The following is a 20,822-nucleotide window of genomic DNA, read 5'->3' as shown; positions in this document are numbered from 1 at the left end:
ACCGGTCATCCCCACCACCAGCCGCCTTGGCGGAGCGAACGACAAGGAGGCGGCGTGACCAGCGACGCAGCCACCGCGACCAGCACCCCGCGCACGGCACCACAGCCCGAGGGCCCCGAACCGGACCAGGAGCTGCCCGCGCTCGGCCTCGGCACCTCGCTGCCGCCCGCCGACGCCCGTGCCAAGACCGAGGGCACCTTCCCGTACGCGGCCGACCTGTGGGCCGAGGGGCTGCTGTGGGCCGCGGTGCTGCGATCCCCGCACCCGCACGCGCGCATCCTGTCGATCGACACGACGGCCGCCGTCGCCATGCCGGGCGTACACGCCGTCGTCACGCACGAGGACATCCCCGGGGACGGCTCGTACGGCCGCCGGGTCGTCGACCGCCCCGTGTTCGCCTCCGAGCTCGTACGCCACCACGGCGAGGCGATCGCCGCCGTCGCCGCGGACCACCCCGACACCGCCCGGCTCGCCGCCGCGGCGATCGCCGTCGAGTACGAGGTCCTCGAACCGGTCACCGACCCCGAGAAGGCCTTCGCCGCCGAACCCCTGCACCCCGACGGCAACCTCATCCGCCACATCCCGCTGCGCTACGGCGACCCGGACACCGTGGGCGAGGTCATCGTCGAGGGCCTGTACCGGATCGGCCGTCAGGACCCCGCCCCGATCGGCGCGGAGGCCGGCCTCGCCGTGCCCCGCCCCGACGGCGGCGTCGAGCTGTACACGGCGTCCACCGACCCGCACACCGACCGCGACCTGGCCGCCGCCTGCTTCGGCCTGGACCCCGACCGGGTCAAGGTCGTCGTGACCGGTGTCCCCGGGGCCACCGGCGACCGGGAGGACCCCGGCTTCCAGATCCCGCTCGGCCTGCTCGCCCTGCGCACCGGCTGCCCCGTCAAACTGGCCGCCACCCGCGAGGAGTCCTTCCTCGGGCATGCCCACCGCCACCCGACCCTGCTGCGCTACCGCCACCACGCGGACGCCGAGGGCCGGCTGGTCAAGGTCGAGGCGCAGATCCTCCTCGACGCGGGCGCGTACGCCGACTCCTCGTCCGAATCCCTGGCCGCCGCCGTGGCCTTCGCCTGCGGTCCGTACGTCATCCCGCACGCCTTCATCGAGGGCTGGGCGGTCCGTACGAACAACCCGCCCTCCGGGCATGTGCGGGGCGAGGGCGCGATGCAGGTCTGCGCCGCCTACGAGGGTCAGATGGACAAGCTGGCGGCGAAGCTGGGCGTCGACCCGGTCGAACTCCGCCTGCGCAACGTCCTCTCCACGGGCGACATACTGCCCACCAGCCAGACCGTGACCTGCCCGGCCCCCGTCGCCGAACTCCTCGGCGAGCTCCGTGACTTCCCGCTGCCCGCGCTCCCCAAGGACGCCCCGGAGGATGACTGGCTGCTCCCCGGGGGCCCGGAGGGCGCCGGTGAACCCGGTGCCGTGCGCAGGGGCGTCGGCTACGCCCTCGGCATGGTCCACATGCTCGGCGCCGAGGGCGCCGACGAGGTCTCCACGGCCACGGTCCGGGTCCACGACGGCGTCGCCACCGTCATCTGCGCGGCCGTCGAGACCGGCCAGGGCTTCACCACGCTCGCCCGCCAGATCGTCCAGGAGACCCTGGGCGTCGAAGAGGTCCACGTGGCGGCTGTGGACACCGACCAGCCCCCCGCGGGCCCGGCGACGCACGGCCGTCACACCTGGGTCTCCGGCGGCGCCATCGAGCGCGCCGCCAAGATGGTCCGCACCCAGCTGCTCCAGCCCCTGGCCCACAAGTTCGGCATGTCCACGGAGCTCCTCCAGATCGCCGACGGCAAGATCACCTCGTACGACGGTGTGCTGTCCACGACGGTCATGGAGGCGATGGAGGGCAAGGAGCTCTGGGCCACCGCCCAGTGCCGCCCCCACCCCACCGAGCCCCTGGACGAGTCGGGCCAGGGCGACGCGTTCGTGGGCCTGGCCTTCTGCGCGGTCCGCGCGGTGGTCGACGTCGACATCGAACTCGGCTCGGTCCGGGTGGTCGAGATGGCCGTCGCCCAGGACGTCGGCCGCGTCCTCAACCCGTCCCAGCTCGCGACCCGCATCGAGGCGGGCGTCACCCAGGGCATCGGCGCGGCCCTCACGGAGAACCTCCGCACGGCGCGCGGCCTGATCCGCCACCCGGACCTCACCGGCTACGCCCTCCCGACGTCCCTGGACGCGCCGGACATCCACATCGTCAAACTCATCGAGGAACGCGACGTGGTCGCCCCCTTCGGCGCCAAGCCGGCCTCGGCGGCCCCGGTGGTGACCTCCCCCGCGGCGGTGGCCTCGGCGGTCCGCGCCGCGACGGGCCGCCCGGTCAACCGTCTCCCGATCCGGCCGCAGGCGGCGGTGGCGACGCCCAAGGCGTAACGCTCCGGGTACAGATACGTATGTACGCGTGACCCGGGGGCGCGGTGTGTCACCGATGCTGGCTACAGTGACCCGGAAGCTGTAGCAGTCCGTATCCGGGGGAGGGCACTGTGCTGCCGAGCGAGGGTGGAGCGGGACCGGTGGCGATGCCGGGATTCATGGCGGGCATCGCGGTGGCGTCCCTGGTCACGGAGCTCACGTCGTTCACGAAGTTCCGTAACCACATAGAAGAAGTCCTGCGCGACCTGAAGGAGTCCCCGGCGGGACCCAGGCAGCTGGCGGAAGACCCCATGTCGCGCCGGCAGTTCGGCGGGGGTGACAACCGGTGGGCAGAGGCAGCCTCGCTGTTCATGTCGTACGAGACGGTGATCACGGAGCTGGAGTCACTCTCGAAGCTGCTCTCGGACTGCATCGAGGGCATGAGCATCGCGGTGCTCGCCTCCCACAACGGCTACGCGAACATCGACGAGGACCTCCGCCGCCGCATGCTCGCGATCAGCGACGGGGTGGAAGAACACTACGGCGGGGAGTACGACCCGGCAGGGCAGCGAAACGGGCAGGCGCCCCAGGACGTGCCCAAGCCGAAGCCGACCACCGGGGCGATCTGATGACGACGACGTGCACGAGAACGGCACGGCGGACAGACGGGGGCTAAGGATGGACCACGGGGAAGCAGGGCAGGGCACGCCGTTCGACAGCATGTCGCACGAGGAGATGCTCGCGTGGCTGGATGTGGCCAACAGCGGGGCGATCCAGGGTGCGTCGGACCGGCTGGTGAGCGCGGCGAAGAAGATCCGCGAGATCGCGGAAGAGCTCAGGGGCCGTCCGCAGACGGTCGAGTGGAAGGGCGAGGGCGCGGACGCGTTCCGCACCTGGAGCGCGGACCTGGTGAACTCGACGCTGCGACTGGGGGATTACAGCGAGGGCGCGGCGAAGTGGCTGGCCCGCGCCTCCGACTCGCTCGCCTCTGCCCAGGTGTCCATCCCGCGCACACACGCGGGGGCCCAGGCGAACCTGGACGCCGCGCTGGAGGCACGGAACGACCCGGACGCGTCGGCGGTGGCGCAGAAGTCGGCAGAAACGCTGATCGCCGCGAAGGAGGCGAACCGCCAGGAGGCCGCGGCGGAGATGCGGAAGCTGGCGCAGTCGTACGCGTTGTCGGCCTCGCAGATGGACGGCTTGGAGAGGCCGACGTTCCCGCCTCCGCCGGGGGAGATCGTGCCGTCCGAAGACGCGAGGTACAAGGGCGTCGGGCGGGAGTTCGGGAAACCGCCTTCTGCCGACGGCCCGCCGATGAATACTCCGGCGGTCGGGCCGGGCGGCGGAGGTACGGCAGAGGGGACCGCCGTATCCCCAGAACACAGAGCCCCTGTTCCCACTCCCCCTCACCTGGGGAATGCCTCCGTGCCGCAGGCTGTAGGAATGGAGATTGCCGGAGCTGCAGCACTACCAGATGCTCCGTCGAACCCCTCAGTGACTCCACCTGTTATGAGCGGGGGTAAGAGCGAACCTGGTCCGCCGTCGACAGCCCATGCCCTTCCGCCTGGTCTTGGCGGTAGCCGTTCCGCCGTCTCACCTGTGACAGGTGGTGGCAAGCCAGTGGGAAGCGTGCGTCCACCCATACCGACTGCGAGTGGGGCAAGTACCGGCACTGGAGGGATCAACCGGCCTCCCCGTGACAGCGGAATCGTAGGCGGCCGACCCGCCGCACAGGTTCCAGGCCGCGAAGGCATTGCTCGCGGCACCGTGGTCGGTGGCGAAGGGACGCATGCCGGTCGTGCGCCGATGGGGCAGGGCATGGGAACGGGAGGCCCTGGAGGCGCCCGAAGCGGCAATGTCGCCGGCCGCCGTCTCGCAGGCGAGGCCGGTGGGGTGGTGGGAGGCCGCCCACAGCAGACAAACCGCTCATCCGGTCGCCCATTCACGCCTGGAGGCACCGGCCTGGTCCGGGGTACGCCACCGGCTGACGGTGATCGAGCCGTCCAGGCGGGACGCGGGGGAGCCGGTACTCCCCAGAGGCCAGGAGATCCACGTCGTGATGGGGGTGAGCGGCCCGACTACCTCGTCGAGGATGAGGAGACGTGGCTGCAGGGTGGTCGCCGGGTAGTTCCACCTGTCATCGACTGAGTTGAAGGAAACGGCTAAGGAATCGGATGCTTACCAGCAGCAGTAATGCGAGAGTCACCCGCCGTATCGTCGTCCCTGCCCTGCTGGGGCTGTCGCTGGTCGGAGGCCTCGCGGCGCCTGCGCATTCCGATTCGGCCCGTTCCGAGCAATGGCACCTCGACGCGATGAAGGCCGAGGAGATGTGGGAAACGAGCACGGGGGAGGGGATCACCGTTGCCGTCATTGACTCAGGCGTGGACGCGACGAATCCTGACCTGCGCGGGCGGGTACTCAGCGGGCTGAATTTGGAGCCCGAGGTGCCTGGAAATGAACTCGAAGACTACAGCGGTCATGGGACGGGAATGGCTGGCCTCATCGCTGGAACAGGAGAGGCTGAAGGAGGATATGGAGCGTTCGGGTTGGCGCCCGGAGTGAAAATCCTCCCTATTCGCATGCCGGATGCCACCAAGGCTGCCAACCGAGATGCTGCGCACGCACGTTTCCATGAGAACATCCCCAAAGCCATTCGGTATGCCGTTGAGCATGACGCCAAGGTCATCAATATCTCCTTGGGGGTAACGGCCGAATCGCCGCAGTTGGAAGATGCGGTCAAATATGCTCTGAGTGCCGGTGCGCTCGTTTTCGCAGCTGCCGGAAACAGTGGTGATGGTGCAAACTCGATCGAGTATCCGGCAGGTACGCCTGGCGTAGTTGGTGTGGGTGCCATTGGGCAGGACCTTCAGAGAACTGAGGAATCCCAGTTCGGTCCGCAAGTGGATCTCGCTGCACCCGGCGAGGAAATGATTCATGCTTGTGGTGAAGCAACAGGCTTCTGTGAGTCGCACGGGACCAGTGATGCCACGGCCCTTGCTTCCGCCTCCGCCGCCTTGATCTGGTCCAAGCACCCGGACTGGACCAACAACCAGGTGCTGCGGGTGCTGCTCAACACGGCAGGTGGGCCCACGACCGGCGAGGAGCGTGTGGACGACATCGGTCACGGCATCGTCCGCCCCCGCATCGCGCTGACGAGTCCCGGCGACCCTGGCCCCGCCGATGAGTACCCGCTCCCGGACCTCGCTGCGGCCGAGTCCCCGACACCCGCGGAACCGTCCAAGGCCACGGGCGGCTCGGAAGAGAGCGATGGGCCGGCGGCCGCAGCCCCGGCCGCCACCGACGACAGCGGCAACACCGCGCTCTGGATCGGCCTGGGCATCGGCGCCGTCGCCCTCATCGGTGCGGCGGTGGCCGTCATGACCATTCGCTCCCGCCGCCGGAGCGCCGCCCAGGCTGTCCCGCCCCCGCCCGCGTACCCGTACCAGCCCCCGCACGCGTACCAGCAGCAACCGCAACCGCCGTACCCGTCCTACGGGCCTCCCTCCGGTGGCCCTGGACCCGGAGCACCGTACGGCGGCCCTCCGAGCCAGGGTGGCCCTTCCGCCTGAGTCCGCATGGGCTGTCGCCCGTCAGGTTCCGGACGGGGGAAGCCGCATGCCCCGGCTGTCGGCCACACGGAGAGCATCGGTCAAGCACTCCGCAAGCCGCTGAGTCACGTAGAACAGCTCATCCGCCGTGGGACGTTCGAGGCTTCGGAGCATGGAGCGGGAAAGCGTGAGAACCTCCCTGCCCGTGTCGAGCTGCGTGGCTTCGAGGCTGTCGGCCAGGCGCGAAAGCCGGCTATGCGTGCCGTCGGTGAAGAGGAGGGCGGGTTGCCCGTCCTCCCCGCACCAGGGCAGCAGTCGCGGGTGGCTGATCCGGGTCATGTCTCAGCTCCTCGGTAGGTGGTGACCATTCCCCCGGGCCGTTCGCACGGTTGCGGGGACCTCCATCTGGTCGGTCTACCGCAGTCTACCGCGGTCGCGCGGTCTACCGCAGCTGTCTAGCGTCAAGAGCATGAGTGAGCACCTTGATCGCACCCGTCCCCTGTGGGCCCAGGTGTCAGCCGTGATCGCTGCCCGGATCAAGGAGGGTGCCTATCCCGTGGGTGAGAAGGTCCCGAGTGTCGTCGAGCTGTCGACGGAGTTCGGAATCGCCGCCTCGACGGCCCAGAAGGCGTTGACGCACCTCAAGCGGGAAGGGCTCATTCGTACCGAAGTCGGGCTGGGGTCGTTCGTTGCCGACCAGTCGGAGCCTGCCTCCTGAAGGCCGCAAGAGCGCCGCGGGGTAAACGTTCGAAGGTACTGCAGGTATTCACCGGACTCTGACTGCGCAGTAGCTCGCATCGCAGCCGAACCGGCGGCGTCAGCAGGCGCCGTCGTCGACGGTTGCGGTCAAGTCGTACTCGGGAATGGAGTTGCTGCTACCGTCGTCCGCTCCTGGGACGAAGACCCCGCCCTCCGAGGACTCCTCCTCCGTGACGTGCATGCAGACGGTGGTGCCGGTGCCGCCCCCGGATACTTCGTAATCGTGCCCGTCCCCGGCCCGCTGCACGGAGACGCGATACAGGGGCCCCTGACCCTCGCCCGCCCTCATGATGTCCGCCTTGATCAGTGAGGCATAGCCATCCGTCGGATCGCGGCGGATCTGCGTGTCGTCGGCCATGGACTCGGCCGCGTCCTCGGCGGCTTCCCGTACCTCGCTCGCGCTCCAGGAACCCTTGTCGATGCCGGCCTGGACCTGGCAGCCACCGAAGGCGAACATTCCGGCGACCCCGAACGCGGCGACCCGCCCCATGGCCAGAGCCCCGTCCGGCGGCTGTCGTGCCGCATGCGGCCGGGCCCGCCAGTACAGCTGGTACGGGCCGACCAACGCCACGACGAGAAACGCGGCGGCTATGACAAACAAGAAGACAATGACAGTCATGCAGGTGCTCCCCGTGATCCCGCTGAATCCGTGCCCGGACAAGAAGACCAGATCCCACTCACCTGCCTTGCGTCGGCAACGGCCGTAAGCGTAGGCCGGGGCCGGAGATGAACTGGTGTGGATCGAGTTGTAGTCGAGCCCCTGAGCCTCTTAATTGGGGCATATTTTCGGCCGCTCGGGATTCGGTGGAGATGCAAGCGATACGGTGAGTAGGTCGCTGGCCGCGCGAATGGTGTGGAGCGGTCCATGCGGATGGACTTGGGGGAATTCGTGACGTTCGAGCAAGAATGGGCCGAACTGCGTGCGGCTGCGGCCCAGCGGAGCGCCATGCGCCTCAACAGCCTTCCTGCTGAGGGTGGCGGAGGCGGGGGTGGTGGAGGCGATCTGGTGGTCAACCGGGATGACCTCGGCGCTATCGGGAATGATGCCTACGGCCTGAGGGTGAGGTTGTCGAAGGAGGGTGACCTCGCCCGTCCTTCCACCTTCGACGCGGCGATCGCGCTCACCAACGGTAACTTCGCGAGTGGTGCGGCGGTGCTCAAGGTGCACGATTTCTGGCAGACCCATCTGAAGACGCTGCTGGATTCCTGCGCGCACATCTCGAATCACCTGGATTACACCAAGGCCCAGCATGCGAAGGACGAAGCGAAGATCGAGGGAGATCTGGCGCCGATCTCCAAGCTCACGGAATACATGAAGTAGGGCTCGGGGGAGTACGCACATGCTGAAGTACGAGGACATAGTCGACGCCCCGGTGGCGAAGCTGAAGGCGGCGGCCGACGACTGGTCGGAAATGGCGGGCAAGCTGGACAAGCTCGCCACCGACGCCGCCGACGGGATGAAGGTCAAGGCGGACAAGGCGTCCTGGGAGGGTCTCAACGCGGGTGTCACCAAGGCGTTCGTCGGGAAGACGGCCAAGGAGTTCGCGGACGCCGCGGCCGAGGCCAAGGGTGTGAAGCAGATCCTCGAAGAGGGTCACGCGGCCATCAAGAAGGCCAAGGATGACCTGATCGACATCAGGGATCACGAAGGCCCCGCAGCCGGCATCCGTGTGAACGGCCAGGGCAAGGTCTTCGCACGTCACCCGGTCGAGGACATCCCTCCCGCCCAGCGTCACCACGACCCCGACTATCCCGAGCTGGTGCGTCAGCAGAAGGAGAACATCGCCGCCTGGCAGAAGAAGATCGATCTGATCGTCGACAACTGCAACGACACAGACGTCTCCTTCAAGAACTCCCTCGAGGCCAACGTCACCGACCGCAAGGACTTCAGCGCCCCGAAGTACACGAAGATGGACCAGGAAGAGGCCCACCGGGCAGCCGCGTACGCCTTGAAGGGCAGCGGGATCACGCACACGGAGCTCCAGGCCTTTAACGAGCTGATGCATGACAACAGGAACTCGGTGGAGTTTTCGAAGACCTTCTACGAGAAGCTCGGCCCGGAGAAGTCGCTCGCGTTCTTCGGCCAGGTCTCGGGGACCACGTACCCGTACGGGAACGTCGACAGGGAGCGCCTCAAGGATGTCCAGGAGCTCCAGAAGAACCTGGGCCTCAGTTTGGCCACAGCTTCGCAGGACAAGGCCTTCACCGCTGAGTGGGGCCCGGAGCTCCGCAAGATGGGCACGGAGCGCATCCCGCTGGCGAAGAATGATTATGGCGGGCCACTCGGTTACCAGTTGCTCGGCGGCATCATGCGGTACGGGAACTACGACGCGAAGTTCCTGAAATCCGATTGCCGAACACGTGGCACAACTGCGACAAAAGGATCCGGACATGTTCGCCGAGAGTAAGTCGGTGAAAAGTCTCTACAAGAACCCATACAATCCCTCTGGCGTGAATGGGGCTGGATACGACCCGACCACCGCCATGTTGGAGGCGCTCGGCAACAGCCCGGACGCGGCGAAGCAATTCTTTCACGTTGAACCGACCGCGTACAACGAGGATGGAACCGTCAATCAGGGCGCCACGGCCAAACTTGGGGAGGATAAGGACGGGAAGAAGATTGAGAGCTATCTCGATTTCTTTGGGAACGAGAAATGGGAGTCCTTCGGGGACGTCAACTCGCTGGGCAAGGAGGAGGAGGAGGCAGACGATAACTACATGCCGGACGCTCTCGGGCATGCTTTGGAAGCAGCGACGCTCGGGTATCCCGCAGGTGACCCCGACGCAAGGGTCGTGAGGGACGGTGATAATGCCGAAATCATGCGGAAAGTGATGGAGAAGTACTCGGACGCTGACCTGCTCAAGACCCAGAGCTCGTTGTCTGACAGTCTGGGGGCGATGGGCGCCGGATACATTGATGAAATCAACTGGGCGATGGACAAGAACAAGGAGGATAGTGTCTTTGCGCCTGCTGGAAGTCGGGAAGGACGTCTCGATTTCTCTGACGCCTTCGATTTCAACGGTCGTGAGACCACCAGAAAATTCCTTGGTGCTCTGGGGCATTACTCGGACGCCTACGCATCTTTGAGTGCCGCCGAGCAGGTATACACGAGTAGTGCGCTTGAGGCTCAGGTGGGTAAGAACGGAGAAATCGACTCGGGTGACGTTCGGCGGACGGTAAAAATCGGAGCCGAGGTTCAGGGAATGCTGGATCAGTCGCGCGCAGACCAAGTTGTGGAAGATGGTGTCCAAAAGCACAAGGAGTACGAGAAGGCGGCGGAAACACGGGCCGGCTGGGCTGAGTTCGGCGGCACCGCCGCTCTCGGGGCTGGCGTGGCGACGGCTGCCTTCTTCCTGCCCGCAGCGCCGGTCATAGGTGCCGGTGCGCTCCTGGTGCCGATGTTTACCGATGTGGCGACCGGGGCCGCTGAACAGGTCATCGGAGATGTGGTCGGCGGTATGGGGAAGGACGCGATCGAGGAGAATGAAAAGAAGGTCGCCGATCTTACGGCTGACCAGCAAGCGGCTATCTACACGGCAGGAGAGCGCTATACAGAGACCCCAGTCGAAGATTTCGTCGCTCGCCACAAGGCGGAGATCGAAAAGCTCGACGCCAGGACCGGCCAAGACCTGGCCGAGGACCTGGACGACTCGCGGATGCTTGGCTACGGGGATGGCAATCTCCGCGCGCGCGTCCAGGGAGTGGGACCGGCGTCCTAATTTTTCGTGACGAAGCTGGGGCGCGGAGGCGCTGGACAGGTAGCAGTGGTCCTCTGGTTATTTCGCGGCGCAGTGGGTTAGGCCAGAGAGTGCGAGCGTTGCCACACTTGTCGGCACGCGGTCAACTCATTAGTTGATGACGAGAGAGGTTGCCGGGATGACCGAAGTAGGCGTGTACGGGTGAGGCGATGGCTGATTTCCACGGGTTTGGTGATGACCATGGGGGTCGGGAGCGTGGCATGCGCTTCGGAGGATAAGGATAAGGAGGAGAAGGTATTCGTCGGGGCCGCCGAGGTCTGCGGCGACGTGTTCGCCGGCCCCTTGGCGGAGATGGTCGAGAAGGTGACTGGGGACAAGGTCTTCTTCGCGAAGAGCCCGAAGGGCATGGAAAGGGTGGTCGCGGCCCTCAAGGAGGGCTATGAGTCCGGACGTCCGTGGGCTGCGGGCGACATACTTTGCCTGTTGCGCCCGAAGGGTGCGAAGCAGACGGATGAGGGGGGAGTGAAGTTCTCCATGTACGCCCCGCAGGACGTGGAGGACGAAGGACTTCCGGCCGGCCAAGAATTGTACACCATGGGCGTGCAATCCTCTGTCGGGCGCGGGAATGCTTCACTCTATTTCGAGTGCGTCTCCCCCCAACTGAAAGGCTCGGATGCGACCCCGCTGCGCATTCATGGCGGCTTCGGGCGTGGTGAGAGCGATGCGCCGGACTCACGTGAGTATCGCAACCTGAACATGACCATCCTGCACGCCGTTTCGCTCAAACTGGTGCGTGAACTCGGTTGTGAGAACAACGGCGGCCTGCCGAGGTCTCCCGCACTCACCCCGAAGTAGCTGCGTACGCAGAAACGGTCGCCCCCACACCATGAGGGCGGCCGTTCCCTTTCAAGCCTCTCCCGCTGGAGGCCGTGACCGGATTCGGACCGGTGTAACTCGAGAGATTCATGGGCCGCGGAGAGTGCCTCTCTGTAATTTGAGTCCGAAGGGTGCGACACCGGCGGATTTCATTGGTGAGATCGCAACGTCCGGATCAGGTGGCGCCTCGCTTCATTTCGAGTGTACAAGCTCAAAATTGAAGGGTTCCGAAGGATCTCCCCTGAGGATTGCTGGCGACTTCAGTCGGGGAAAGGATGGCGTGCCGGACGCGCCTGAGTGTCATGATGTGAAGATGGTTATCGTGCACGTCATGTCGCTCATGGTTGCGGATGAACTTGAGTGCGAGAACAATGCTGACCCGCCTGATTCCATGGGAATGACGGAGGAGGAGAAGCGCGACCTCCTGTCCGATATCGAGGCAAACTACACCCACGGCGTGACAGCCGCACGCCAGCCGATGAAGGTCAACTGATGACGAAGCGTGTATTCCTGGCGTCAATGATGTCCGGGGCTGTTCTGGGCGCCCTGATGCTGGCCGGGTGCTCGGACGGTGCCGTGGCCGAGAAGGGGGCGCCTGTTTCCAAGAGCCTCCAGGTGTGCGAGCAGTACCTGGGAGAAGCGAACCTGGAGGGGGCGGTCGATTCTGTGAGCAGTGGCGAGAGGCGCGTCTCTGCGACTGAGTCCTCGGTGCACCTGGTGGGGCGTTTGACGCGTGAGGCCGAAGAGTGGTCCGAGGGCAATTTGCTGCACAATCAGTACACCGTCTGCCGGATCGACTTCCCCATGGAGGACGGTACCGCTGTGATCGAGGCGACGGTGAAGTAGTCCGTCCTCACCCTCGATATGCTGAGGGAGTCGAAATATGCGAAGTCCTGGAAGCAATTGAATGATCAGGTCTTCGTCGAGCCGGAGACCGGGCACTCGGGCATGAGGCTCCTCGTCCCATGTGGCGTCCATGGCGCGCCGGCAGGACAGCAGGCGGACGCCCCCCTCCAGTTGGAGGTAGCTGATCCCGGCCTTAAGGCCGAGCAGCGTCAGGCCTTGTTGGCCACGCTCTCGCGCACCCTGGTGGACGAACTGGCCTGTACCAACGACCCCGCTGTGCCCGCCCGGCTCGTTCCTTGACCCACCGCATCACGCAGTACGACGCGTGGTTGTGAGAACAACGGCGGCCTTCTGGAGTCTCCCGTACTCAGCCCGAAGTAGCCGCATGCGCAGACTCGGAGGAGGCAGCCATGACCATGGATGCGGTCCATCCCCGGATCGGTGGTTGACGGCCCTGTCTCACCCGCCCTCCGGGGCCAGTTGGGCCATCACCAGCCCGTACAGCAACTCCGCGTCCACGAACTCGCCCTCCTCCGGCGCCCCGCAACGCCAGCTCAGGGGATACGTGTTGCCGTCCGGGGCGGGGATGCCGATGTACTGGTCGCGGGCTGCCGGGCCGAAGCACCGGGCGCCCGGTGGCCAGTCGTGGTCCTTGCTCGAACCGGGCGGGATCAGGAAGTAGGTCCACCGGCCGCCCGCGATCTCGCGCACGACGGGGCCCGGTTCGCCGTCGGTGAGCGTCCCGAGGTGGTGCAGCACCGCCTCGCCCCGTACGCCCCGCAGCCGGATGGCGTCGAAGTGGATGCCGGTCAGGTGGAGCTGGTGCCCTGCGGCAGGTACCCAATCGGGGCGCTTCTTGCTCGTCATGACCCTCAGCATTCCGAACGCTGCGTAGCGTGACCAGGAGGAAGTAGTACACATCGACGGGGTGTGGTGAGAGTGGTGGTGGCTGTGGGGACGAGTGGTGAGCCGTCGCGGGTGCGGAGGCTGGTGGGTGACCTGATCCGTATCCATCGGACGCGGGCCGGGCTTACGCAGAAGGAGGCCTCGGAGCAGCTGTTGATCTCGGAGTCGCTGATGGGCGCGGTCGAGCGGGCGGAGCGCATCCCGGGGCTGGAGTTGCTGGCCGACGCGGACCGGGTCTTCGGCGCGGACGGTGCGCTGAAGGCGTGCATCGAGCTGATCGACGAGGAGAAGTACCCGGCGAAGTTCCTGGACTGGGCACGGCTGGAACGGCAGGCGCGCGTCATCAGCGCGTACGAGACGATGCTGATGCCGGGGCTGCTCCAGACGGAGGCGTACGCGTACGCGCTCTACCGGGCGCGTAAACCCGCGTACACCGAGGACGAGATCGTCCGGCACGTCGAGGCGCGGCTGGAGCGGCAGGCGGTGCTGATGCGCACGCCTCCGCCGTATGTCGGGTACGTCATCGAGGAGTCGGTCCTGGACCGGACGCTCGGCGGTGCGGAGGTGTTGAAGGAGCAGCTGTTGCGTCTCCTCGACTTCATACGGCGGATGAACCACCTCACCGTGCAGGTGATGCCCTCCGATCAGCACACGCACGCGGGGTTGATGGGCCCGATGCAGTTGATGTGTACGGCGAAAGGCCGCAATCTGGTGTACGTGGAGGCGCAGGGCGGCGATAGGTTGATCTCCAGGCCGGAGCAGGTGGGCGACATGTTCGATCTGTTCGGCATCCTGCGTGCGCAGGCGCTCAATCCCTGGAAGTCGGCTGAGATCATCGAAACGAAGGTGAGGCGACTATGACCGTCGGGCCGGAGCTCTCCTGGTTCAAGTCCAGCTATAGCGGCAATGAGGGCGGCGCCTGTATCGAAGTCGCCTACGACTGGCACAAGTCCAGCTACAGCAACAACGAGGGTGCGGCCTGCGTCGAAGTCGCCACCTGCCCCCATACCGTCCACGTGCGCGACTCCAAGGTCACCGACGGCCCCACCTTCGCCGTCGCCGCCGCCGCCTGGACCGCCTTCCTGGCGGGTACGGTCACGGGTTGACCCCCCGCCTGATGCCCGCCTCTGGGCGCGGCGGCGGACGGCGTCAGCAGCAACTACATTCCGGATCGGCTGGGCGCCGGGGCAGTCATGCTCATCGGTGCCGCAACGTCCGTCGCAGCCAGGTTCCGCTACTGGACACGTCGGACACCGATTCGCCTCCGTGGGGCCTTGGCCTCGCCCAAGTCCTGTCATCGCGGCGCCTGTCAGCTCAGCAGGCGCCGTCGTCGACGGTGGCGGTCAACTCGTACTCCGGAATGTAGTTGCTGCTGCTGCTGCCGCCGTCCGCTCCTGGGACGAAGACTCCGTCCTCCGAGGACTTCTCCTCGGTGACGTGCATGCAGGCGGTGGCACCCGATCCGTCCGCCGATATCTCGAGGTCGTGTCCTCCCCGACCCGTTCCACGGCGATGTCATACGGGGGCCCTGCTCCTCGCCGGCCTTCATGCCGCCCGCCTTGATCAGTCGTGCCCACAACTGAGGAGGGCCGCCGCAGCTCCAGCGCTCCTGGCCGGGTGCTCCGGGGAGGCCAAGGCCGTTCCAGGACTCCCGAACCTCTGAGAGGCTCTGCTGGAGGTATCTTCGCCGCCGACTCGGTAGCCCCGCTGCTGTCGATCGGCGACGAGACCACTCTCCGCACACGCGCGTTCGTGCCGGCCGAGAACCTGGACATGCCGACCTGCAATGTATGGGCCGGCCGGCCGCACGGGGCGGGGCACCCGCTCCGGGGCCTGCCCGACGATCCGGCTGACCATCTCGCTGTCATGCAGGTCGTCCGCCGCCGTAGGCACCGTCGGTCCAGGATGCCGTGTCGGCTCGACGCGGAACGGACGTCTCGTCGCGACGACCACGGGTTCTCTCGCCGTCACCCGGGCTGTTGCCGCCCGGGCACCTCGCCCCGTGGCGTGGTGACGACGAGACGGGCCCGGGGTGCGGTGATCACCTCCCGGAAGGCCGGGTCGGTAAGGAGCACGACCGGGGCTATACGGTGCGGCGACTCGGAGTGCCAGTGGGACAGCGCGGTCTCGATGACGGTCCAGGCGTCGTCGGTGGCGCCGGACAGGGCGATCGCCCGGGCCGCGTCCAGGGCCTTCTGGAAGGCGGGGGATTCGGGAAGCGTCGGCGGGGTGGACGCGGCAGTGTGGGGGATCCAGTCCGTGACGGGCTTGCCCTCGGACATACGGAGCTCTGGCACGAGCACCGACGAGAAGTCCCTCCCAGGTCCGTACTCCTCCATCGTGCGACGCAGATACAGCGGCACGGCCTCCGCACGTACCTGTTCGAGGCCGACAGCCTCGATGACATGCGGGCGCGCGAGGATGCCGTTGCGGACATGGTGATGCGCGTAGGCCAGGTCGAGGAAGGCGCCCAGGATGACGGCCAGGTAGGCACCGGCCCCCGATCCCTTGACGGCGGCCTGCTCGAAGGTGGCCGCCGCCCTCTCGGCCTCGCCCCGCAGGGCCTGCGCGCGGCCCTCGGCCACCAGTTGCTCGGCACCATCTGGATTGACGGCGTTGCCTTCGTAGCCCTTGAGCTCCTGGAACGAGTCGCGCTCCGCCGCGACCAACTCGGCGAAGGACCCGTACCGGTCGCTCAGACCCGGTTGCCAACTCGACCAGGTGTACGCGGCCCACTCCCCGTCCTGCGACACGTCCCCGGAGTCCAGCAGCCACAACTGGGCGTCGCCCTCGTCCGCGATGAGCAGGACGGGGGCCCTGACGGGCTTGCTCGCGTCGTCCGGCTCATCGTCATAGGTGTCCATGTACATGTCGGCGTCATCGTCGTCGAGCCAGTCGAGGGCGCCGGTCGTACGCATCTCATACATGAACGGGCCGAGGTGTGACCAGCCGTCGGAGGCGCCCAGGAACGAGCGATAGCTGGGCGGGAGCCGGGTGCCGAGCCGGTCCTCCAGAGCCGCGATCCGCTGCTCGCCCGCGCCCTCGTAGCCCAGCCATCCGGTGGCCCGCTGCTCGTCGCTGACGTTGAACAACTCGCGCTCGGCCGACACCCGCAGAACGTCGGCACCGTACTCAGTCAGGTAGGAGCGCCACTGTTCGACGGTCCTGAGCTGCTCCGCGGCTGTCCCGGTTACCGGGTCGGCGGCGGAATTCCCGAAGATTGATCGCACAGCACTCCTGACGTCCTGATGTCCCGATGCCCGTGTGGTCGCTGAACGCGCCGGGGTCTTTGGGCCTGTTCAGTTCACTCGGCCCGACACCCTGGCGTCGTTCATGCTAGAGACGCCCACTGACATCGCGGCCGGGGCCGTCGGACCACCGGCACCGGACGGCTCAGGTCGCCGTCGGTCGGCCGGTGAGGTGGTACGTCCGTCAATGAGCCGTGAAACCGTCGGGTCGGAGGCCACCGGCCCGAACACGGCCGGCTCGGCCCACAGCAGGACGACATCGGCGAGGCAGTCCCCGCCCAGAGCGACTCCGAGCGCGACATCCAGCAGGATCTTGCCCGGATCATGCACCGCCCGCGGCTTGCGCCATGGCGCCGACGCCGTCGATATCGCGGCGCCCGGACCCACCTTGCGGACCGTCTCGAACCAACAGCACCGCACCGACCTGCGAGACCGACCCACTGCCACTGACCCTGACCCGCAGGTACAACCCGATACGCCCACTCACCTGGAGAGTGCTTCTTCCCTGCGGCTGACCGGACCCTAGACAAGTCCCATCGTTGCAGGTCAGGAGCACTCTCCGCTCATTTGGTCAAGCGTCGGACAACCCACCTCGTGCAAGCCCGAGGTCAACCACTCGGGTACACGGCCGGGTGGCGTCGCATCCCGTGCTCACGGCCGTACGGCTGCGGCGTGGGCGCCCTCAAAAGGGCGGGGGCTTGCCTCGATGTGACTGACACGGGCCGTTCATGCGTGGAGGCGGCGCTGAGCCGTGACCGTGCGGGGGCCGGGATGTCGGCACTCGGCCGCCTTCGTCCGAGTGCGGAGAAACCGTTGTCGTCCGCCCGGGCGTCGGTGAAGATGCAAGCGATACGGTGAGTAGGTCGATGGCCGTGTGTCCAAGGCGGAACGGCCTGCCCAGAGGGACTTGGGGGAATTCGTGACGTTCGAGCAAGAATGGGCCGAACTACGCGCGGCTGCGGCCCAGCGGAGCGCCATGCGCCTCAACAGCCTTCCTGCTGAGGGTGGCGGAGGCGGGGGTGGCGGAGGCGATCTGGTGGTCAACCGGGATGACCTCGGCGCTATCGGGAATGATGCCTACGGCCTGAGGGTGAGGTTGTCGAAGGAGGGTGACCTCGCCCGTCCTTCCACCTTCGACGCGGCGATCGCGCTCACCAACGGTAACTTCGCGAGTGGTGCGGCGGTGCTCAAGGTGCACGATTTCTGGCAGACCCATCTGAAGACGCTGCTGGATTCCTGCGCGCACATCTCGAATCACCTGGATTACACCAAGGCCCAGCATGCGAAGGACGAAGCGAAGATCGAGGGAGATCTGGCGCCGATCTCCAAGCTCACAGAATACATGAAGTAGGGCTCGGGGGAGTACGCACATGCTGAAGTACGAGGACATAGTCGACGCCCCGGTGGCGAAGCTGAAGGCGGCGGCCGACGACTGGTCGGAAATGGCGGGCAAGCTGGACAAGCTCGCCACCGACGCCGCCGACGGGATGAAGGTCAAGGCGGACAAGGCGTCCTGGGAGGGTCTCAACGCGGGTGTCACCAAGGCGTTCGTCGGGAAGACGGCCAAGGAGTTCGCGGACGCCGCGGCCGAGGCCAAGGGTGTGAAGCAGATCCTCGAAGAGGGTCACGCGGCCATCAAGAAGGCCAAGGACGACCTGATCGACATCAGGGATCACGAAGGCCCCGCAGCCGGCATCCGTGTGAACGGTCAGGGCAAGGTCTTCGCACGTCACCCGGTCGAGGACATCCCTCCCGCCCAGCGTCACCACGACCCCGACTATCCCGAGCTGGTGCGTCAGCAGAAGGAGAACATCGCCGCCTGGCAGAAGAAGATCGATCTGATCGTCGACAACTGCAACGACACAGACGTCTCCTTCAAGAACTCCCTCGAGGCCAACGTCACCGACCGCAAGGACTTCAGCGCCCCGAAGTACACGAAGATGGACCAGGAGGAGGCCGCCCGGGCCGCCGGCCTGGCAGCCAAGGGCCGCGACATCACGCACACCGAACTCCAGGCGCTCAACGAGCTGCTGAAGGACAACAGCACGTCGGTGGAGTTCTCCAGGAACTTCTACGAGAAGCTCGGCCCGGAGAAGTCGCTCGCGTTCTTCGGTCAGCTCTCCACGGACACGTACGAGTACGGCAAGGTCGACAAGGAACGGCTCAAGGACGTCCAGGAGCTGCAGAAGAACCTGGGCCTCAACCTGGCCACCGCCTCCCACGACAAGGCGTTCGCCGCTGAGTGGGGCCCGGAGCTCCGCAAGATGGGCACGGAGCGCATCCCGCTGGCCAAGCACGACTACAACGGGCCGTACGGCTACCAGCTGCTCGGCGGAATCATGCGGTACGGGAACTACGACAAGTCGTTCCTCAATCCGATCGCCGAGCACGTGGCGCAGCTGCACCAGAAGGACCCGTACATGTTCGCCGACAACAAGGTGGTGAACAGCCCGTTCAAGAACCCGTTCAACCCGTCCGGTGTGAACGGGGCCGGCTACGACCCGGCGACCGCGATGCTGGAAGCGCTCGGCAACAGCCCGGACGCGGCCAAGCACTTCTTCAACGACCCGCCGACCGCGTACAACGAGGACGGCACGGTCAACAAGGGCGCCACGGCCGACCTCGGCAAGAACGGCGACACGCCGATCGAGAACTACCTCGACTTCTTCGGCAACGAGAAGTGGGAGTCCTTCCCCGACGTCAACTCGCTGGACGAGGACGAGCTCAAGAACTCCCTCAACCAGATGCCCGACGCGCTGGGCCACGCACTGGAGTCGGCCACCCTCGGCTACCCGGCCGGGCACCCGGACGCGAACGTGGTGCGGGACGCCGACAACGCAGCCGTCATGCAGCAGGTCATGGAGAAGTACGGCTCGGACGCCGGCCTGCTCAAGGAGCAGGAGGCGATGTCCGACAGCCTGGGCACCATGGGCGCCGGCTACATCGACGACATCAACTGGGCCCTGGACAAGGGTGACCCGGACAGTGTGTTCGCCCCGAAGGACTCGGAGGGTCATATCGACTTCGAGGATGACACGGAGGGCAGGAGCATCACTCGCGGCTTCCTCAGCGCCCTCGGTCAGCACCCGGACGCCTACGCGACGGTCTCGGCCGCGGAAGAGGTGTACACGCGGAGTGTGCTGGAGAACCAGGTCGACTCCAACGGGGTGATCGACAAGGGCAGCGCCCGGAATGCCGTGCACGTCGGTGCGGAGGTCCAGGGCATGCTCGACCAGTCCCGGGCCGACCAGGTCCAGGCCGACAACATGAAGAGCCACGAGGACTACGAGAAGGCTGTCGCCAAGCGCTCCGGGTGGGTCGAGTTCGGCGCAGCGGCGGGCATCGCCGCGGGCGTCGCCTTCCTGCCGGCCACCGCGGCGGTCGGGACGGCGGCCGTGCTCATCCCCCTGGCCACCGACACGGCCAGCGGTGGGCTGGAGCAGCTCGCGGGGCAGTTCATCGGTGATGTGTCGGACAACTCGGTCGACGCGAGCAAGGAGAAGGCCGAGGAGCTGACCAGGGAGGAATGGAACAAGATCTATCGGGCCGGCGAGTCCACGGCCGAAGCACCCATGGAGGACTTCCTCGACCGCAACACCGGGGACACGAAGGAGGACAAGGAATTCCGTCAGGACATGAAGGAGTCCATGCGGAACGGCTATTCGACCGGTAATGAGCGGGAGAACCAGCAGGGCCAGGATCCGGAAACGGGCTGACGAGAACATGGGTACGGGTACCGGTGGAGGGATGAAGATCGTGGGACTGGCAGGGGCAGGGCGCCTGGCAGCCGTCGTCGGCCTGGTCATGGCCGCGGGCGTAGGCCTGGCGGCCTGCGGCTCGGACGCGGAGGCGGACAAGGGCGCCGAGGAGACCTTCGTGGGGGCCGACAAGGTCTGCGGCGGTATGTTCGGCGCGTCGTTGGCGAAGAAGGTCGAGACGGTCACGGCGGACTCGGAGTTCTTCTACCGGAGCGACGAGGGCCTGAAGACCGTGGTGGAGGGCCTGACGGACGGATACGGGTCCGGGCGTAGCTGGGCCACCGGGGCGGCCTTGTGCGAGCTCAGCCCCAAGGGCGGCGGAGCCGGCGACGGAGCGAAGATCAAGTTCTCCATGTACGCCCCGCAGGACGTGAAGGACCTGAGGGTCGATGCCGGCACGGTGTTCTACACGATGGGCAAGAGGTCCGAGGCGAGGGCTACCGGAGCCTCGCTCTACGTCGAGTGCGTGAGTCCGCAGCTCAAGGGCTCGGAGACCGAACCTCTGCGCATCTACGGGAGCTTCACGGTGGGGGAGAGCGATGCCCCGGACACGCCTGAGACCCGTGACGCCAATCTGGAGATCCTTCACACCGGGGCTCTCTCCGTGGTGAAGGAACTCGGTTGTGAGAACAACGCGGGGCTGCCCGAAGCCCCTGATCTCACGGCGAAGTAGATGCTTAGCGGGCCGGTGGCCCCGGCGCTCGGGCACCGAGTCTCGGGGCCCGAGCGCCAGGTGTGGCGCTGTCACTCGTTCGGGGAATCGAGCGATGCTCGCGGGCCGACGCTTGAGCTTCGGGCTTCGAGGGCTGAGACGC

Annotated in this window: 20 protein-coding genes and 2 pseudogenes; 15 read left to right on the top strand and 7 right to left on the bottom strand. The window is 66.6% G+C overall.

Translation table 11 applies throughout. The annotated features are described in order from the left end of the window. Window positions 1–54 precede the first annotated feature (54 nt). Entirely contained in the window at window positions 55–2,388 is a 2,334-nt protein-coding gene (locus tag ACFYQ5_RS23180) for a xanthine dehydrogenase family protein molybdopterin-binding subunit (RefSeq protein WP_389199984.1), read from the top strand. 110 nt (window positions 2,389–2,498) lie between these two features. Continuing rightward, window positions 2,499–2,996: a hypothetical protein gene (locus tag ACFYQ5_RS23175; protein ID WP_389199983.1), complete on the top strand. Its 498-nt coding sequence runs from the start codon at window positions 2,499–2,501 to the stop codon at window positions 2,994–2,996. A gap of 306 nt (window positions 2,997–3,302) precedes the next feature. Here the strand turns inward: ACFYQ5_RS23175 and ACFYQ5_RS23170 are convergent, their stop codons facing one another. Beyond that, a complete protein-coding gene (locus ACFYQ5_RS23170) occupies window positions 3,303–3,632 on the bottom strand; it encodes a hypothetical protein (protein WP_389199981.1) in 330 nt (109 codons plus the stop codon). A 909-nt stretch (window positions 3,633–4,541) separates the two neighbouring features. On the opposite strand from ACFYQ5_RS23170, the gene mycP reads away from it, so the two are divergent. Next, entirely contained in the window at window positions 4,542–5,936 is a 1,395-nt protein-coding gene (gene mycP / locus ACFYQ5_RS23165) for a type VII secretion-associated serine protease mycosin (protein ID WP_389199979.1), read from the top strand. A gap of 21 nt (window positions 5,937–5,957) precedes the next feature. Here the strand turns inward: mycP and ACFYQ5_RS23160 are convergent, their stop codons facing one another. Then, window positions 5,958–6,254 carry a hypothetical protein gene (locus ACFYQ5_RS23160; RefSeq protein ID WP_389199978.1) on the bottom strand — a complete coding sequence of 99 codons (297 nt, stop codon included), beginning with the start codon at window positions 6,252–6,254 and terminating at the stop codon, window positions 5,958–5,960. A 130-nt stretch (window positions 6,255–6,384) separates the two neighbouring features. On the opposite strand from ACFYQ5_RS23160, the gene ACFYQ5_RS23155 reads away from it, so the two are divergent. Further along, window positions 6,385–6,633, top strand: coding sequence for a GntR family transcriptional regulator (locus tag ACFYQ5_RS23155; RefSeq protein ID WP_389199977.1), 249 nt, complete (start codon window positions 6,385–6,387; stop codon window positions 6,631–6,633). 99 nt (window positions 6,634–6,732) lie between these two features. Here the strand turns inward: ACFYQ5_RS23155 and ACFYQ5_RS23150 are convergent, their stop codons facing one another. Next, the gene (locus ACFYQ5_RS23150) at window positions 6,733–7,293 is read right to left on the bottom strand and encodes a hypothetical protein (protein WP_389199975.1); all 561 of its coding nucleotides are present in this window, start codon (window positions 7,291–7,293) and stop codon (window positions 6,733–6,735) included. Window positions 7,294–7,563: 270 nt separating this feature from the next. Between ACFYQ5_RS23150 and ACFYQ5_RS23145 the strand changes: the two genes are divergently transcribed. The 6 genes and pseudogenes from ACFYQ5_RS23145 to ACFYQ5_RS23120 all read left to right on the top strand — a co-directional run bounded on the left by ACFYQ5_RS23145 (window position 7,564) and on the right by ACFYQ5_RS23120 (window position 12,395). Further along, the gene (locus ACFYQ5_RS23145; RefSeq protein WP_389199960.1) at window positions 7,564–7,995 is read left to right on the top strand and encodes a hypothetical protein; all 432 of its coding nucleotides are present in this window, start codon (window positions 7,564–7,566) and stop codon (window positions 7,993–7,995) included. 19 nt (window positions 7,996–8,014) lie between these two features. Next, window positions 8,015–10,394 (top strand): annotated as a pseudogene (locus tag ACFYQ5_RS23140) (hypothetical protein). 213 nt (window positions 10,395–10,607) lie between these two features. Continuing rightward, window positions 10,608–11,228 (top strand): hypothetical protein, encoded by a 621-nt coding sequence (locus tag ACFYQ5_RS23135; protein ID WP_389199974.1) that lies wholly within the window; start codon window positions 10,608–10,610, stop codon window positions 11,226–11,228. Window positions 11,229–11,529: 301 nt separating this feature from the next. Further along, on the top strand, window positions 11,530–11,742 hold the full coding sequence (locus ACFYQ5_RS23130) for a hypothetical protein (RefSeq protein WP_389199973.1): 213 nt from the start codon (window positions 11,530–11,532) through the stop codon (window positions 11,740–11,742). Then, complete coding sequence (locus tag ACFYQ5_RS23125) at window positions 11,742–12,095, top strand: hypothetical protein (protein WP_389199971.1); 354 nt, start codon at window positions 11,742–11,744, stop codon at window positions 12,093–12,095. The genes ACFYQ5_RS23130 and ACFYQ5_RS23125 overlap by 1 nt, the downstream gene beginning before the upstream one ends. A gap of 57 nt (window positions 12,096–12,152) precedes the next feature. Continuing rightward, window positions 12,153–12,395, top strand: coding sequence for a hypothetical protein (locus ACFYQ5_RS23120; RefSeq protein WP_389199970.1), 243 nt, complete (start codon window positions 12,153–12,155; stop codon window positions 12,393–12,395). Between the two features lie 159 nt (window positions 12,396–12,554). Here ACFYQ5_RS23120 and ACFYQ5_RS23115 read toward each other — a convergent pair whose 3' ends face one another. After that, complete coding sequence (locus tag ACFYQ5_RS23115) at window positions 12,555–12,962, bottom strand: hypothetical protein (protein WP_389199968.1); 408 nt, start codon at window positions 12,960–12,962, stop codon at window positions 12,555–12,557. 123 nt (window positions 12,963–13,085) lie between these two features. Here ACFYQ5_RS23115 and ACFYQ5_RS23110 point away from each other — a divergent pair, with 123 nt between their 5' ends. After that, complete coding sequence (locus ACFYQ5_RS23110; protein ID WP_389199966.1) at window positions 13,086–13,862, top strand: Scr1 family TA system antitoxin-like transcriptional regulator; 777 nt, start codon at window positions 13,086–13,088, stop codon at window positions 13,860–13,862. Beyond that, window positions 13,859–14,107, top strand: a complete 249-nt coding sequence (locus ACFYQ5_RS23105) for a DUF397 domain-containing protein (RefSeq protein WP_389199965.1) — start codon at window positions 13,859–13,861, stop codon at window positions 14,105–14,107. The genes ACFYQ5_RS23110 and ACFYQ5_RS23105 overlap by 4 nt, the downstream gene beginning before the upstream one ends. Window positions 14,108–14,315: 208 nt before the next feature. On the opposite strand, the gene ACFYQ5_RS23100 is transcribed toward ACFYQ5_RS23105, so the two are convergent. From ACFYQ5_RS23100 to ACFYQ5_RS23090, 3 genes and pseudogenes are all read right to left on the bottom strand, one after another. Then, entirely contained in the window at window positions 14,316–14,444 is a 129-nt protein-coding gene (locus tag ACFYQ5_RS23100) for a hypothetical protein (protein WP_389199963.1), read from the bottom strand. A gap of 524 nt (window positions 14,445–14,968) precedes the next feature. Then, a complete protein-coding gene (locus ACFYQ5_RS23095; RefSeq protein ID WP_389199962.1) occupies window positions 14,969–16,231 on the bottom strand; it encodes an SMI1/KNR4 family protein in 1,263 nt (420 codons plus the stop codon). Between the two features lie 201 nt (window positions 16,232–16,432). Next, window positions 16,433–16,736, bottom strand: a pseudogene (locus tag ACFYQ5_RS23090) (transposase); the annotation flags it as partial. Between the two features lie 432 nt (window positions 16,737–17,168). Between ACFYQ5_RS23090 and ACFYQ5_RS23085 the strand changes: the two are divergent. The 3 genes from ACFYQ5_RS23085 to ACFYQ5_RS23075 are packed head-to-tail and all read left to right on the top strand — an operon-like array spanning window position 17,169 to window position 20,680. Continuing rightward, window positions 17,169–17,600 carry a hypothetical protein gene (locus ACFYQ5_RS23085; RefSeq protein ID WP_389199960.1) on the top strand — a complete coding sequence of 144 codons (432 nt, stop codon included), beginning with the start codon at window positions 17,169–17,171 and terminating at the stop codon, window positions 17,598–17,600. Window positions 17,601–17,619: 19 nt separating this feature from the next. Next, on the top strand, window positions 17,620–19,965 hold the full coding sequence (locus ACFYQ5_RS23080; protein ID WP_389199959.1) for a hypothetical protein: 2,346 nt from the start codon (window positions 17,620–17,622) through the stop codon (window positions 19,963–19,965). 31 nt (window positions 19,966–19,996) lie between these two features. Continuing rightward, complete coding sequence (locus ACFYQ5_RS23075) at window positions 19,997–20,680, top strand: hypothetical protein (protein WP_389199957.1); 684 nt, start codon at window positions 19,997–19,999, stop codon at window positions 20,678–20,680. The last annotated feature ends 142 nt before the right edge of the window (window positions 20,681–20,822 follow it).

It is taken from the genome of Streptomyces sp. NPDC005794 (genome assembly GCF_042871445.1).
Lineage (GTDB): Bacteria > Actinomycetota > Actinomycetes > Streptomycetales > Streptomycetaceae > Streptomyces.
Note: the sequence above shows the minus strand (reverse complement) of the source record. Positions and strands in the feature narration are given on the sequence as shown.

Bases quoted from the DNA above. Each gene is read 5' to 3' on its own strand.
- mycP (WP_389199979.1), top strand. From the start codon at position 4,542: ATGCTTACCAGCAGCAGTAATGCGAGAGTCACCCGCCGTATCGTCGTC.
- ACFYQ5_RS23160 (WP_389199978.1), bottom strand. From the start codon at position 6,254: ATGACCCGGATCAGCCACCCGCGACTGCTGCCCTGGTGCGGGGAGGAC.
- ACFYQ5_RS23155 (WP_389199977.1), top strand. From the start codon at position 6,385: ATGAGTGAGCACCTTGATCGCACCCGTCCCCTGTGGGCCCAGGTGTCA.
- ACFYQ5_RS23150 (WP_389199975.1), bottom strand. From the start codon at position 7,293: ATGACTGTCATTGTCTTCTTGTTTGTCATAGCCGCCGCGTTTCTCGTC.
- ACFYQ5_RS23135 (WP_389199974.1), top strand. From the start codon at position 10,608: ATGACCATGGGGGTCGGGAGCGTGGCATGCGCTTCGGAGGATAAGGAT.
- ACFYQ5_RS23125 (WP_389199971.1), top strand. From the start codon at position 11,742: ATGACGAAGCGTGTATTCCTGGCGTCAATGATGTCCGGGGCTGTTCTG.
- ACFYQ5_RS23115 (WP_389199968.1), bottom strand. From the start codon at position 12,962: ATGACGAGCAAGAAGCGCCCCGATTGGGTACCTGCCGCAGGGCACCAG.
- ACFYQ5_RS23105 (WP_389199965.1), top strand. From the start codon at position 13,859: ATGACCGTCGGGCCGGAGCTCTCCTGGTTCAAGTCCAGCTATAGCGGC.
- ACFYQ5_RS23100 (WP_389199963.1), bottom strand. From the start codon at position 14,444: ATGCACGTCACCGAGGAGAAGTCCTCGGAGGACGGAGTCTTCGTCCCA.
- ACFYQ5_RS23080 (WP_389199959.1), top strand. From the start codon at position 17,620: ATGCTGAAGTACGAGGACATAGTCGACGCCCCGGTGGCGAAGCTGAAG.
- ACFYQ5_RS23075 (WP_389199957.1), top strand. From the start codon at position 19,997: ATGAAGATCGTGGGACTGGCAGGGGCAGGGCGCCTGGCAGCCGTCGTC.